General features: G+C 42.4%; 16 protein-coding genes and 1 pseudogene. 6 read left to right on the top strand and 11 right to left on the bottom strand.

Annotation, left to right across the window (positions count from 1 at the left end; translation table 11 throughout):
• Positions 1 to 29: 29 nt before the first annotated feature.
• The 7 genes and pseudogenes from G9G57_RS10575 to G9G57_RS10545 form a co-directional block, all read right to left on the bottom strand.
• Positions 30 to 1,493: a glycoside hydrolase family 32 protein gene (locus G9G57_RS10575; protein ID WP_017425607.1), complete on the bottom strand. Its 1,464-nt coding sequence runs from the start codon at positions 1,491 to 1,493 to the stop codon at positions 30 to 32.
• 35 nt (positions 1,494 to 1,528) lie between these two features.
• Entirely contained in the window at positions 1,529 to 2,356 is an 828-nt protein-coding gene (locus tag G9G57_RS10570; protein WP_017425608.1) for a carbohydrate ABC transporter permease, read from the bottom strand.
• Complete coding sequence (locus tag G9G57_RS10565; RefSeq protein WP_017425609.1) at positions 2,356 to 3,240, bottom strand: carbohydrate ABC transporter permease; 885 nt, start codon at positions 3,238 to 3,240, stop codon at positions 2,356 to 2,358. Before G9G57_RS10565 ends, G9G57_RS10570 begins: the two co-directional genes overlap by 1 nt.
• Before the next feature lie 60 nt (positions 3,241 to 3,300).
• Positions 3,301 to 4,626: an ABC transporter substrate-binding protein gene (locus G9G57_RS10560; protein WP_017425610.1), complete on the bottom strand. Its 1,326-nt coding sequence runs from the start codon at positions 4,624 to 4,626 to the stop codon at positions 3,301 to 3,303.
• A 164-nt stretch (positions 4,627 to 4,790) separates the two neighbouring features.
• The gene (locus G9G57_RS10555; RefSeq protein ID WP_017425611.1) at positions 4,791 to 5,795 is read right to left on the bottom strand and encodes a LacI family DNA-binding transcriptional regulator; all 1,005 of its coding nucleotides are present in this window, start codon (positions 5,793 to 5,795) and stop codon (positions 4,791 to 4,793) included.
• 131 nt (positions 5,796 to 5,926) lie between these two features.
• Positions 5,927 to 6,085, bottom strand: a pseudogene (locus G9G57_RS10550) (SUMF1/EgtB/PvdO family nonheme iron enzyme); the annotation flags it as partial.
• A 103-nt stretch (positions 6,086 to 6,188) separates the two neighbouring features.
• Positions 6,189 to 6,827, bottom strand: a complete 639-nt coding sequence (locus G9G57_RS10545) for a glycoside hydrolase family 11 protein (protein ID WP_017425612.1) — start codon at positions 6,825 to 6,827, stop codon at positions 6,189 to 6,191.
• Positions 6,828 to 7,184: 357 nt separating this feature from the next.
• Between G9G57_RS10545 and G9G57_RS10540 the strand changes: the two genes are divergently transcribed.
• Positions 7,185 to 7,778, top strand: coding sequence for a class I SAM-dependent methyltransferase (locus G9G57_RS10540; RefSeq protein ID WP_164964923.1), 594 nt, complete (start codon positions 7,185 to 7,187; stop codon positions 7,776 to 7,778).
• The gene (locus G9G57_RS10535; protein WP_016820428.1) at positions 7,753 to 8,010 is read left to right on the top strand and encodes a response regulator transcription factor; all 258 of its coding nucleotides are present in this window, start codon (positions 7,753 to 7,755) and stop codon (positions 8,008 to 8,010) included. The genes G9G57_RS10540 and G9G57_RS10535 overlap by 26 nt, the downstream gene beginning before the upstream one ends.
• An 84-nt stretch (positions 8,011 to 8,094) precedes the next feature.
• Here G9G57_RS10535 and G9G57_RS10530 read toward each other — a convergent pair whose 3' ends face one another.
• From G9G57_RS10530 to G9G57_RS10520, 3 genes are all read right to left on the bottom strand, one after another.
• Positions 8,095 to 8,787, bottom strand: coding sequence for a polysaccharide deacetylase family protein (locus G9G57_RS10530; protein ID WP_016820429.1), 693 nt, complete (start codon positions 8,785 to 8,787; stop codon positions 8,095 to 8,097).
• A 45-nt stretch (positions 8,788 to 8,832) separates the two neighbouring features.
• Positions 8,833 to 9,567 carry a glycosyltransferase gene (locus G9G57_RS10525; protein WP_238799281.1) on the bottom strand — a complete coding sequence of 245 codons (735 nt, stop codon included), beginning with the start codon at positions 9,565 to 9,567 and terminating at the stop codon, positions 8,833 to 8,835.
• Positions 9,568 to 9,636: 69 nt separating this feature from the next.
• Entirely contained in the window at positions 9,637 to 10,218 is a 582-nt protein-coding gene (locus G9G57_RS10520; protein WP_045244974.1) for a DedA family protein, read from the bottom strand.
• Between the two features lie 274 nt (positions 10,219 to 10,492).
• Between G9G57_RS10520 and G9G57_RS10515 the strand changes: the two genes are divergently transcribed.
• The 4 genes from G9G57_RS10515 (at position 10,493) to bglS (ending at position 13,537) form a co-directional block, all read left to right on the top strand.
• Positions 10,493 to 11,059, top strand: coding sequence for a class I SAM-dependent methyltransferase (locus G9G57_RS10515; protein WP_164964922.1), 567 nt, complete (start codon positions 10,493 to 10,495; stop codon positions 11,057 to 11,059).
• Positions 11,060 to 11,155: 96 nt separating this feature from the next.
• Entirely contained in the window at positions 11,156 to 11,836 is a 681-nt protein-coding gene (locus G9G57_RS10510) for a response regulator transcription factor (RefSeq protein WP_017425615.1), read from the top strand.
• Complete coding sequence (locus G9G57_RS10505; protein ID WP_164964921.1) at positions 11,829 to 12,932, top strand: sensor histidine kinase; 1,104 nt, start codon at positions 11,829 to 11,831, stop codon at positions 12,930 to 12,932. The genes G9G57_RS10510 and G9G57_RS10505 overlap by 8 nt, the downstream gene beginning before the upstream one ends.
• Positions 12,929 to 13,537, top strand: coding sequence for a beta-glucanase (bglS, locus tag G9G57_RS10500; protein WP_446724830.1), 609 nt, complete (start codon positions 12,929 to 12,931; stop codon positions 13,535 to 13,537). Before G9G57_RS10505 ends, bglS begins: the two co-directional genes overlap by 4 nt.
• A 215-nt stretch (positions 13,538 to 13,752) precedes the next feature.
• Here the strand turns inward: bglS and G9G57_RS25855 are convergent, their stop codons facing one another.
• Complete coding sequence (locus tag G9G57_RS25855; RefSeq protein WP_371317252.1) at positions 13,753 to 13,926, bottom strand: hypothetical protein; 174 nt, start codon at positions 13,924 to 13,926, stop codon at positions 13,753 to 13,755.
• Positions 13,927 to 14,053 lie beyond the last annotated feature (127 nt).

Here is a 14,053-nt window from a genome sequence, read left to right as displayed (position 1 = left end):
ACGGTCAGGCTCCTGTTTGTCATGCGATTCTATGTGAGAATATCCCATTTCTGGAACGAGGCCAACGTACATTTTCCGCTTGCAAATGCACGAATACCTGTTGATTCCATTCCGGGATACACTCTTCCTGTGAGGACGTATTCACCGTCACCGATGAATATTTCCACAGAGCTTTTATCGACGAAAATCCGAAGCTCCAAACGTCCCTCTTGTAAGCCCAAGGGTACTCTTCTCTCTCCGCCCGGTCCGATACCGGCACGCTCACGGTTAAAACGGAACAGACCGTCATCGGGACGATACGACAGTACCGTCTCCTCTTCGTCGCCCACTCTCAGCTTCAAGCCGAATTCCTCCGTATGGCCAGCCTCGAACTCAAATACCGCCTTCAGCTCGTAGCTATCTCCGGACGTTTCCATAATATGCTCGCCTGTCAGTAAGATATCATGCTGCTCGAACAGATTGGATCGGTAATTCTCCACCTCTTCAAGCGGACGGAACAGCAATCTGTCGTGGTCGATCACCGCTTCCCGCGGAAGACTCATCGCCCCAGCCCAATGGTGCCCCTGCTGGGTCGGCATCTCCGACTCCCACATATCCATCCATCCGATGATAATACGCCGCCCTTGATCATCCAAGGTTGACTGCGGGGCATAGAAATCGAATCCGTGATCTACCTGAGCATACCGCTCTGCCGTAAATGTTCCAGCCTCCGCATTGAAATCACCTATACCGTACATGGTGGAATGCAGATTACGGTATGCTTCTCCCTGAGCAGGCATGCGCTGTGGAGATAGCATGAATACGTGCCGATCGCCGAGCGGGAACAAATCCGGACACTCCCAATTATCGCCGTAGCGTCCGTCACTCACAGCCAGCACATTGACATACGTCCAGTTTCTCAAGTCTTTAGATCGGTAAAGCAGTACAAGCCCGTTCCCTTGGGCATCATTAGATCCAAGCACGACGTAGTAATGATCTTCGTGCCTGAACACCTTGGGATCACGAAAATCTTTGCGGCTGACCCTGTCCGGTATGGCGTCATAACCGATGACCGGGTTGCCCTCCCACTTATCGAAGGTTACCCCGTCTTCTGATACTGCAATCCCCTGCGACTGCTTGTAATCCTTATCTTTGTCGGGCCCGGTTACAACATGTCCGGTATACATCAGGACAAGCTTCCCGTCCTGCTCAACCGCACTGCCGGAGAAGCAGCCATCCTGGTCGAACTCACTGTCTGGAGCCAAAGCAACCGGTAGATAGTCCCACTTCATAAGATCGCGGCTGACTGCGTGTCCCCAGTGCATCGGTCCCCACACCGATTTATACGGATAATGTTGATAGAACAAGTGATACTGCCCGTTATATTGAATGAAACCGTTCGGATCATTCATCCAGCCAAATTCAGCCATTAAATGATAGTTCAGCCGATAATCCGGCCGAAGCATATGCTTGGATTGGGAAATAAATTGATCAGCATTTTCTCTCGTATACACTCTAGTATGTTTGATAAGGCATCCTACTCCTACAGTTATTTAATCGAACCTTGCATAACACCCTGAATAATATATTTTTGGGCGAACAAATAGATGATAATGATCGGAAATATCGTGAGTACCAAACTTGCCATCAATGGCCCATAATCCACTGTGTAGGTTCCATAAAAGTTGTATGTGGACAATGGAAGCGTCCTTTGCTCGGGATCGACCAGAATGAGCGATGGCAGCAGAAAATCATTCCATATCCACAGTACATTGAGAATGGAAATAGTGGCCGTCGTAGGCATCAATACCGGAAACACGATTCGGAAGAAGGTTTGAATCCGCGTGCAGCCGTCAATCAGCGCCGCTTCCTCCAGTTCCTTCGGAATACTCTTTACAAATCCATGATAAATGAAGACGGCCAGCGAGCTACCAAAACCGATATACATGTAAATCAGCGACCATTTGCTGTTCAGCAGATCAAGTGAGCCGTAAATTTTCACCAATGGAATCATGATGGCCTGGAATGGAATAATCATGGAAGCTACCATCAGCATAAATGTATATTGGTTGAACTTGGTATTATTTCTGACAAAATAATGAGCCGTCATCGCCGCGAACAGGGAGATAAACAAGACACTTAACACCGTTATGACCAATGAGTTAGTGAAGGCAGTGATATAATTCATTTTATCAAATGCATTCATATAGTTGCCCATATTGAAGCTCTCTGGTAGCGATAACGGATTCGAAGTGATGTCTATATTATCCTTGAACGAATTAATCAGCAGAAAGACGAACGGTACGATGAACAATATGAGTATGATCGTCAGCACAATGAATTTGATCATGGAGGAAGCGATTTTTTTGCTTGCCATTACGCCTCCACCTCCAACTTCTTGCTAAAATAAACCTGGAGCAGAGTGATGAGAGCAACCATCAGGAACAGTACGAATGCTTCTGCCTGTCCCACACCATAATCACGGGAAAGGAATGCCTTTTCATACACATGCATCGACACCATTTGAGTACTACTGAACGGTCCGCCTTTCGTGAGCGCGAGGTTGACGTCATAGACCATAAACCCACGCTGCAGGGACAAAAATATACATACGATGAAAGAAGGAACCATCAAGGGCAGCACCATTTTCCGCAGTCTGGTCCAGCTGTTCGCCCCATCAATGCTTGCAGCCTCCATAATATCATTCGGTACACCCGTCAATCCTGCAATATAAATGACCATCATGTAACCCGCGTTCTGCCACACGGTTACAATCACGAGTGTCCAGAACGCTTTGTCAGGATCAGCCAGCCAAGTCGTGCTGAGCGCCTGAATATCGGCATGTTGCCCCAAATAGACCAGCACGTTGTTGAAGATGAACTGCCAGATAAAACCGAGTACAATGCCGCCGACAAGGTTGGGCAGGAAAAATCCTGCCCGGAAAATACTCTGTCCTTTTAACCCTTTAGTCAGAACATAAGCCAGCATAAAAGCGATGACATTGATAAGAACAACGGTATAAAATACATATTTGAGCGTCAAGGCGAACGATTTCCAAAACTCAATATCCCGAAAAACGGCCAGATAGTTTTGGATGCCAACCAGCGTTAGTGTCGTGGAAATACCATCCCAATTTGTGAACGTCAGATAAATGCCGTACAAAAATGGAATGATCATTACCGTTATGAAGGCAAACAAGGTTGGTCCGGTGAACAGCAGCCGTGACCGTAGCCGGTTCCATACTCCTTTTTCCGCAATCATGGTGATCCCTCTCTTTGTTTCGGATTTCTCTCTCTATTTCCGGGTAATTTGAAATAAGCCTTATTTTACGCTTTTCCAGTAGTTTTCGATTTCCTTAGCCAGTGTTGCGCGATCGCCCTGCTTCGCCAGATATTTTTGCATGGAAGATCCTAGCTTAGACCAGTGATCGGCCGGCAGCAAGCTCATCGACTGCTCTGACTTGCCTTTTGCAATATAATCCTGAATGGATTTGCCAAGTGGATCGGCCGCAGGCAGTGTAATATTTTTGAACGCTGGGATAATGTTCGCTTTGTTTACGAGGAAATCCTGGCCTTTCGCATCATAGACGATCCAGCTCAGGAACTTCTTCGCTGCCTCTTGCTGCTCCGGCGTACTCTTCTCCTTGTCAATGACAATACGCTTGGAAACAGCGGATGAAATTTCCTGATTGCCGTAGTCATCAGCATTGTTGCTGATGGGTACAGGCAAGAAACCATATTCTTTGTTAGCCGTATCAAAACCGCTGATTTGCGGCCATGCCCAGTTGCCCATGAACCAAATACCAACTTCGCCTTTACCAAGCAGTTCTGGTCCACGCTCATAAGCGCCTGCCAGTGGGGAAGCCTGATCGATATTGTATTTCATCATGACGTCGAATGTATCCATAAGTCCGTTAAATACTGGATTGGTAGCCAAGTTAGCCTGGCCCGCTTTCAGTGATGCCATAAATTTGTCCACTTCAGCCATGTCTTTGTTCTGGCCTGCATAAGCAAGTGGCAAATAATGAGCGCCTAGGGACCAATCCATTGGTGAAATCACCAATGCTTTCTTCCCAGATGCCTCGATTTGCTGAAACAGCTTTTCAAGATCATTTCGGGTTTTAATTGTGGTGGGGTCAAAGCTTCCGCCTACCGCTTTATCAACAACCGCTTTGTTATAGATGAATCCGTAGCCTTCAACAGCCAGCGGAAACGCGTAATTTTTACCGTCAAACGTCGTCGTTGTGGTAGCGTTTTCAACAGTGTCCGCATTCCACTTTTCTCCGCTTAGATCGAGGATACGATCCTTGAATTTCTCCACATCACCTGTATCAAGCATGATCATGGTCGGCGGGTTTCCGGATGCATACAATGCAGAGGCACGCTCAAAAGGCGATCCACCGGCCGGAACCGGCTGGATTTCAACAGTAATGCCGGGATTGTCTTTCTGGAACGCCTTGGCGGCATCCTCCAGTTGTGAAAGGATTTCACCCTTAGAGTTCAAAAGTGTAATTTTCACATTTCCTGAATCCGCTGATCCCCCTCCAGAAGCTGAATTGCCTTCTCCTCCGGAGCTGCCGCATGCAGACACCACCATAACCAAAAGAAGCAGCATTACCATCCATTGAACTCTTTTGAATTTCCTCACTGTTGTCATCCCCCTATTTCTGTAATGGCTCTGAACGCTTAAATAAAACGCTTACAAACGGATTATATGTCAAAGAATCATTCTATGTCAATCGTTTGACATGTTAAACCTTTAACATTCTCTAAAAAAAAATCTGTTCCCCTTGTTAGAGGAACAGATTTCATTCAGGTCGTTGCACGCTCAATCAGTTCAACAGGCAGCCGATTAACAGGCTGTACCTGCTCTCCCTCTGCCTGTCTACGAATCAGCTCGACCGCCAACCTGCCGATCTCTGCAATTGGCTGTCTTACCGATGTAAGTTCAGGCGTCAGCCAGGAAGCAGCGCTCACGTCATCGAAGCCTACAATACGCACATTCTCCGGTACATGCCGTCCGGCGCGGATATATTCTTTCAGCGCAAAGGCTGCAATAATATCGCTTGTTGCAAACACCCCATCCACATCTGGATGTTCATGAACGAGTTTGGAAATCAATCGCTCGTACTCCTTTTGGTCGAACACATTCAGGTCTGTTTGAACGATTACATGCTCGACACTATTCCTGTTCACGACATCCCGGAAAGCTGTGGTCCGCTCATTGGACAGCATGTTCAGCTCCAGATTTCCACATATATGCGCAATTTTCCGGCACCCTTTGCGAATGAGCAGTTCCGTAGCCAGCTCACCTCCGCGATAATTGTCCGAAGATATGTACGGGATTTGTGGATCAATCTGTCTGTCAAATGTCACAATTGGTGAATTCAAATGTCGGTACTCTTCTACTTCCAAGGTATGGCTGCCCATAATGATGCCGTCTACCCGGTTTCGTTTTAACATATCGATATACACTTTTTCCTTCACAGGGTCCATATGCGAATTGCAGAGTAGAACCTTGCACCCCTGCTGATAGGCATAATACTCCACCTGGTTAGCAAGCTCACTAAAGAAAGGATGCGAGACATTGGGAATAATAAGACCGATGATATTGGACTGCTTGCGTAGCAGGGATCGTGCTATTTCATTTGGTTGATAATTAAGCTCTTCCATTGCATCGAACACTTTTTTGCGTGTAGCTTCGCTGATATAGCCCCGGTTATTCATTACACGGGATACTGTAGTGACCGACACGCCCGCTTTTAACGCCACATCATGAATTGTTGCCATATGAACCTCTTTCCGAGCAAAATACATACATATAAACTATACCCCCTCCTCATCTTTTCGACAACCTTAGGTATTATGTGCTTCTCAGACATGAAAACAGCGACAGTTGAGAACTCGTCCTCAACTGTCGCTGTTTCATTAACTACCGTATCCCTTTAGTCTCCGTAACAATCCCAACACCATTCCTTTACATTGCCAGACATATCGCAAATTCCTAACTCGTTGGGTTTTCGTGTACCGATCGATTTTGTTTTATTATTGTTGCTCTCTATGATAGCCCAGTTCCAGTTTCCAGATAAGTATTTGTCTCCGGCGTTATTACCTTGTTTATGTTGTAATACGGTTATGTGCCCTCATCCTGCTTTCCCCGTGATGAAATGCCAATCGCTCCCGTTCGTTGAACCGTTTGCAGTTGAGTGGTTACCACACCGTTACGTTAGAGCTTCCACTACTCTGATATCCTTCTGTTGCTAACACTTGGTAAGACCAGTTGTTCCCCAGATGCATTCCTTTGCTCGCCCATGCGTTCACGTGGTTGCTGAAAGTGATCGTGGAGTTGCCCCCGGTCGGTCTTTTCGTCTGTCGAACACTCCAGTACTGAATAAACGTCGTTTTTTGGCCTTCAATGGAAGGTGCGTCGTATCGCATTGTTGTGTAGATGTCATATGTGCCTCCATCACTGGTCACCGTACCTTTATACGTTCCGGTAGGTCGATAAGTTCCCCAGCTATCCACGACGTAGTATTCGATAAGTGAGTTTCTCGTCCACCCGTAGAGAGCCAAATATCCATTACCAGACGGCGCCCAGACACCGGCATTGTAGTTAATCGTTCTGTTGGGCGATCCAGTAGTCCAGCCTTTACCGACAACAAAATTCCCGGTATCCTTCCATGTTACGCTGTAATTACCGCCTGATCCATTAACAGCATTGACCGTCCCACCACCATCGGTCCAATTTTGCCAATAGTCTGTCGCTGCACTTGAGGTTGTTGCAAACACCCCAAAACTCATGGAAGCTGCAAGAACTACCGTTAACATTTTCTTACTAAACTTAAACATACTTTACCTCCTGAAATTTTTATATTTGCATTCTACACCTGCTTTTCAGTCGATTCTCTGTTGCAGTACATCGCTTATGTGTACCATATTCCGTGTTTTCTTACTTTCACCTCCTTTCTAAGTAAAATTATATAATGATAGCGTTTACATAAAAACTCGACAAATTAAACATTAAACTCTATTATGTTTAGATTTCCTTAAGTTTTATAGAACCCGTCGAGCGTATATCAGGGTTTCTTTCTTCAGATTTTCTTTAGATATATCCTCGTAAAATCCTTAGATTTTTTCGTTACTATTTTTATATCGAAACGAAAAAAATAGGGAGAAAATAAATCATGGAGAAGAAACAAGAAACAAATGAATTTCAATGAATATCTACTTTTTTTGCAAGGTTTCCTCACAAATCCACAACGAGTGGGAAGCCTCATACCTAGCTCTCGATTTTTGGCAGCTAAAGTGGTTGAGTCTGTACCCTGGGATGAGGTAAAGACAGTTGCAGAGCTTGGGTCAGGTACAGGTGCTATCACACGTTGCATGAAGACACAATTAACTGGATCAACAAAAGTGTTATTGTTCGAAAGAGATAAGAAAATGAGAGAGAATCTGAAGGCAGAATACCCGGATTTCGTGTGCCATTCTAATGCTTGCCAATTAGTTAAAAAATTAAATCACGATGACATCGGCCAGCTGGACTGCATTATTAGCGGATTATCATTTTCTAATTTCACGAGTGAAATGCGAGAAACTTTACTTAATCAGATTATGAAGGCACTAAAACCTGGAGGAATTTTTGTTGCTTTTCAGTACTCGTTACAAATGAAAAAAAGATTTGCCGCAGACTTAACTATTGAAAAAATTGAGTTCGTGCCCTTCAATTTCCCTCCTGCTTTTGTATATATCTGTCGCAAAAAAGAGGTGCCATGTAATGGATACAATACTTGTTGTAGCTGACGATTCAGAGATTCAAGACGTTTTTCATGCATATTTGCGCAATGAGGGATACTTTGTCATAAAAGTTGCAGATGGTCTGGAAGCGCTAAATCTAGTAAAATCAATCTCTTTCGAACTGGTCATCCTAGATATTAAGATGCTACGAACGGATAGTATCCAGGCCTGTATTAAAATATGGAAAATGTCTGACACCCCTATGGTCCTCATCAAAGACCTAAGTAAAAAAACTTAAGCCCGAACAAAATATGTTCCTGGCTTAAGTTTTATTTTAGAACCTTTCGATTCAATTTTTCTCGAACTCATGTACTTAGCCCGTTTAACGATCAGCATCTACTCTATGAAAGGAATACCCTGTATATAATGCTTCAGTGATAAATTCATTTAGTGCCTCCAACATATATGCAGGTGCCTCCCTGTCTGCTCCGAACGTCTGTCCACTATCATGAAGAACAATGACAGCTCCCCCCTTTAGCTTGGACAGCAGCCTTTGCTTAATTTTTTGCTTGCCGCCAGAGCTTTTCCAATCACCTACAATAACAGACCAAAGAATCATACGAAATTTCCTCATCAAAAAAAAGTCAAACAGGTTGATAACTCCCCATGGGGGCCGATAGTAAAAGGTTCTTTTCCCAATAATACGATCAATGACGTTGGCCGTTTTGTTTACCTGCTCTCGAACCTTCTTTGGACTCATCAAGGCATTGGACCAATGCACGTAATTGTGGATTCCAACAAGATGTCCTTCACTGTGCATTCGTTGGATTAGATCGGGATATTGCTCTGCTTTTCGACCAAGGACAAAAAAGGTTACCTTGATGTTGTGCTTCTTTAATAAATCAAGCAAAAGAGGCGTATATTCTGGGTCTGGACCGTCATCAAAGGTCAAAGCAATGGGCTGCTTGCTCGTTCCTCTTTTATAAACCCCGATTCCAAATAGTCGAACCATAAGGGTTGGAATAATCGTGTAGATGAGTAATCCACTGATGATAATTATGAATGTCTGCTCCATAATCCTGCTCCTTTTTAACAGTAATGAATCAATGCTTGTCTTTCTTTAGGAGCATATATTTATTCCATTGACTCTATTGTTCATTTTCACAATTCCAAAAATAACTTCTAATGACGCAAACGCGGACTCTTTAGGATGGAACCGTTTAGTATTTGTCTTCATTTCCTGAAGAAGTTTTGCATCATTTAGCAATTTCGATAGCCGCTTTGTTAAATCCCGAGATGTCTCTGCATGAATGGCTACACCGGAGCGAACTAAAAAATCGACATTATCCTGTTCTTGACCAGGAATTGGCTTACAAAGTAGCATCGGCAGCTCCATAGCAATCGCCTCAAAAGTCGTGACTCCTCCTGGTTTGGTAATCATAATGTCAGATACGGCCATTAATTCATGAACATAATGAATATAACCTGTTAAATGGATGCGATGTTTGGAACCTTTCAGCTTCTCACTCAATTTAATTCGAAGCTTTTCATTATGCCCACAAACAATGATGAATTGTACAGGTTGAGGCAATTGATCAAATTCCTGAATCGTAGAGCTTCCATCGCCAATCATGCCGCAACCTCCTCCCATCACAAGCACAGTAGGCATATAAGGATCTAAACCATGCTTCTTTGCCGTTTTCACTCTTTCCATGGACTTAGAAAATTGCGGCCGAATAGGAATTCCTGTATCCGAAATCTGCGTCTCTTCAACACCTAACTGAATCAAAGAATCACGAACAATTTTGGAGCCTACGATATATTGATCGGTATAGGGATAGATTACTTTTTTCATTGATTACAGTTCTCCTTATATCGTTTCAAAAAATCAAACCGTGTTGTCTTATTTATTTCATTCATCGTTTCATGCAGTAAAGATCAACTTGAACCACTTCGTTATGATAAAAGTGCCAACGGCTATTATTAGGGCAGCCACGGCTAATTTAGGATCGATTGTATCTAGCAAATTTAATATATGATGTCCAAAGAATTTGCCAAAAGCAAAGAATGTAGTGGTCCAAGCAAACGCGCTCAAATACGAAATCAAAGCAAACTTCTTGTACGAGACACCGTTGAGACCAACAAATACAGGCAGAATATACCGAACGACTGGAATTAACATTCCAAGACACATTGCAATATCTCCGTGTTGCTCAAAAAGTTTCTCTGCTTTCAAGAAATGACGGTTGTTTTGAAACTTGGGTTTGAATTTCTCTCCAAAAATTCTGCCTGCAAAATAAGCAAATGTAATTGCTACAAACAAACCAGCGAGAATAACCATATATACAATCCACGGGTTTAAAACTCCGTTGTTACTCAAAATTCCACCTGTTAGTATAGTTAACTCATTAGGAACCGGAATCCCAAATGGGCCTAGGCAGAAGGCTAGGAAAAAAAACAAATATCCATAATGATCGACTAGCTGTAAGACAATATCGCTAATCATGTTCTAACCTCCTCGTTATGTCGATGAGAGTATATTAGTATAAAAATCTTAGGAGATTATAGGGATATTTCTAAAGAAATTCTAAAGTAATTAACTGTTTCTTCTTATAAAAAAGCCTTACCAACTTGATTGGTAAGGCTTTTTGGGTTGGATAACATAGACTTTAAGCCTTCCATAGATGAATTCTTTAGATTTTCTTTAGAAATATACTCATAAAATCCTTAGTTTTTTTCAATATGATTTGTGTATATAAACCGTAATGGAGGATAATCAGTTGAAACTCAATGAAAATCTTTTATTTTTGCGGAGCTTTATTCACAGTCCAAAAAATGTGGGAAGTGTTATACCAAGCTCCCGGTTTCTGGCGACCAAAATGGTTAAACAAGCGCCTTGGAACGAGGTTAGGGCAGTCGCAGAGCTCGGTTCGGGTACTGGTGCCATCACACGTTGTATCAATACCCAGGTAAGTGAGGCAACAAAAGTGTTATTATTTGAGATGGATGAGACGTTGAGGAATAATTTACAGACAGAATATCCAGACTTCTCCTGTCATCCGAACGCTGAACGTTTAGTAGACGCAATGAAGCAAGAGAACATTCAGCAGTTGGATTGTATTTTTAGCGGACTACCTTTTTTTAATTTTGAACGTGAATTGAGAGATACCTTGGTTGAACAGATTTATAAAGCTCTCAAACCTGGAGGCCTATTTATCGCCTTTCAATATTCACTTCAAATGAAAAAGCAGCTTTCCGAAAAATTTATCATCGAAAAAATTGATTTGGTGCCTCTCAATATCCCTCCTGCTTTCGTTTACGTTTGTCGTAAAAGGGAAACGATGTAAACGGTGGAATGAACGTGGGCTGATTATGGATAACAATTTAATATGGCACCTTTAATATCTTAATTCTACCAATTTTTAAAAAAGGAGCAGTCAGTAATGAATACAATCCTTGTTGTGGATGATGACTCCGAAATTCGAGATGTCATTCATGTATATCTACGCAATGAAGGATACCAGGTGATTGAAGCGGCTGACGGGGAGGAAGCTCTGAATGCTATAAAGAAAACATCAATTCATCTGGTTATCCTAGATGTCATGATGCCACGAATGGACGGGATCAAAGCATGTCTTAAAATAAGGGAAATCTCGAATATTCCGATTATCATGCTATCAGCCAAAGAAGAAGATATTGATAAAATCAATGGGCTGACTACCGGGGCCGATGACTACATGATCAAACCGTTTAATCCGTTAGAATTGCTTGCTCGCGTAAAAGCGCAGCTACGGCGTCAGTCATTAATAGGAAAAGAAGAATTTAATTCGCTTATCCTTATTAAGGACCTGGTGATTGATAAGAGTAAACATTCGGTAAAGTTAAAGGGGAATGAAATTTCGCTGACTCCTCTAGAGTTTTCTATCCTGATCTTGCTTGCCAGCCACCCTGGACAGGTTTTTAGTTCAGAGCACATTTACGAAAATGTATGGAAAGCGCCATACGGGTTCTCTGACAATACGGTGATGGTTCATATTCGTAATTTACGAGAAAAATTAGAGCAATTCCCAAGAAATCCACAATATATTAAAACGGTGTGGGGAGTTGGCTACAAAATTGAATGAACATATACAAAAGCCAAAACGAAAAAAACGCATCCAGGTCAACATTTTAATCAGGATGGTGCTGAGTCTCATTATCGCTATTGCTATAAATGATATTCTCATTTTACTTTTCCTGGAAATTAGCAATGTCATGGAATGGCATTGGTTTCGCAATTTTTTTACTTATCTTCTTACCCCCTTGTTTATGGTTACGTTTATCTTTACTTTTTTAGTTTTGACACGACGAATCGTTAGAGACTTAATTACATTGGAGCAAGGGCTTCAATTTATTTCTGAAGGCAATTTACATTATCGGGTACCTGTGGTTCGGCAAGATGAACTTGGACGGGTCGCGCACAACATCAATCGAATGACCGAACGTTTAGAGCAGCAGATTGTAAAAGAACGTGAAATAGAAAAATCCAAGATGGAGCTGATCACTGGTATTTCACATGACTTGCGTACGCCTCTGACCAGCATTATCGGCTATATCGAGCTTTTAAGAACAGACTCATATCAAAATAAAGATGAATATACGCGCTTTGTTCAGAACACCTATAACAAAGCGATTCATTTGAAGAAGTTGCTGGATGACTTGTTTGAATATACAAGGCTCACTTCGGTCGATACCCATTTAAATCTGAGAAGGATCAATTTATTTCAACTTTTGGATCAATTGTTGTTCGAGTTCGAACCCATTGCTCAAGAAAACGGTGTATATATCGTAAAGGATATCGGTGATTCCTCGATCATTACCTCCGTTGACAGCGATAAAATGGCCAGAGCAATCGATAATCTTCTCATGAACGCCTTAAAATATTCCTTAAAGCCGGGAGGCATTTGCATTCGACTGCAAGCAACTCCTGAGCAAATTACGATTGAGGTCGAAAATGAAGGAATTCCTCTCACGCAAGATCAAAAAGAGAAGCTGTTTGACCGTTTTTATAAAGTTGACCACTCAAGAAGCAGCGAAGGTATCCAAACAGGAGCAGGGCTGGGGCTTTCCATAGCAAGGAATATTGTTGAGTTACATCAAGGCACCTTAACGCTCAATCACACCAATAACACATTTATATTTCAGTTGAACTTACCTACAGATAGAAGCTTCAGTTCATAATCACTAAAAAGCATGAAAAAGCGGATGGATATTCAAATGGGAACATGTTTAATTGCACTTGGCGTTCCAACAATGTCAATTTTACTAACGATGGCAAAATGGAGCTTGGCTTAACGAGTTCTGCATACAATAAATTTGACTGCAGAGAATATCGATCTACGAACACTTACGGATATGGCTTATACGAGGTCAGCATGAAGCCTACTAAAAATATAGGTACCGTATCTTCCTTTTTCACGTATACGGGACCTGCTCATGGCACGCAATGGGATGAAATAGATATTGAATTTTTAGGTAAAGGCACGACCAAAGTTCAATTCAACTATTATACAAATGGGATCGGTGGTCATGAGAAGGTTATTGATCTGGGCTTTGATGCATCGAAAGGCTTTCACACCTATGCCTTCGATTGGCAACCAGGATACATTATGTGGTATATTGACGGGGCTCTAAAACATACAGCAACTACAAACATACCGAGCACGCCAGGCAAGATTATGATGAATTTATGGAATGGTACTGATATCAACGACTGGCTAGGTCCGTATAATGAAGTGAATCCGCTATACGCCGAATACGATTGGGTAAAATGCACGAGCCATTAGCCTGTAATATAAAAGCAGCCCTGAGTGGCTGCTTTTTTGATACGTTTACTCACCTTGTTTCGGCCATAAAGATAATCGCTGAAGTCTATTCAAGGCTGGCGATCCCCGATGCGTAGCTTGAATATAATCAAGTGTTTAATAAATTCCACAGTTTACCCCCATACATTTGCAAGCAAGTGGTTTATTTAGCATCTAACTGTAAGTTCAACAGTGTATCAAAATTTTGAATAGAAGAATATTGCTTTCTCATCTTTGTATTTTGAGTTTGAATAGAGCATAGTATCCACTGCTCGAATTTCAAATCCATTCTTCAAATAAAATCGGCAAGCGAGTAAATTAACATCCTGAGTTTCAAGCGTAAGTCCCTTCATACCTTTTGTAATGCCCATTCCTTTGCCTTCTTAAGCAATGCAGTCCCTATTCCTATTCCTCTGTTATTCTCAAAACGATTAGTTTGTCGATGGAAGCAAATTGGGGTTCGTCTATTGTTCCGAGTCTTATATGTCCTAAACATTC

This window comes from Paenibacillus sp. EKM211P (assembly GCF_011066175.1).
Classification (GTDB): Bacteria; Bacillota; Bacilli; order Paenibacillales; family Paenibacillaceae; genus Paenibacillus; species Paenibacillus polymyxa.
This window is presented reverse-complemented; position numbering and strand designations above follow the sequence as displayed.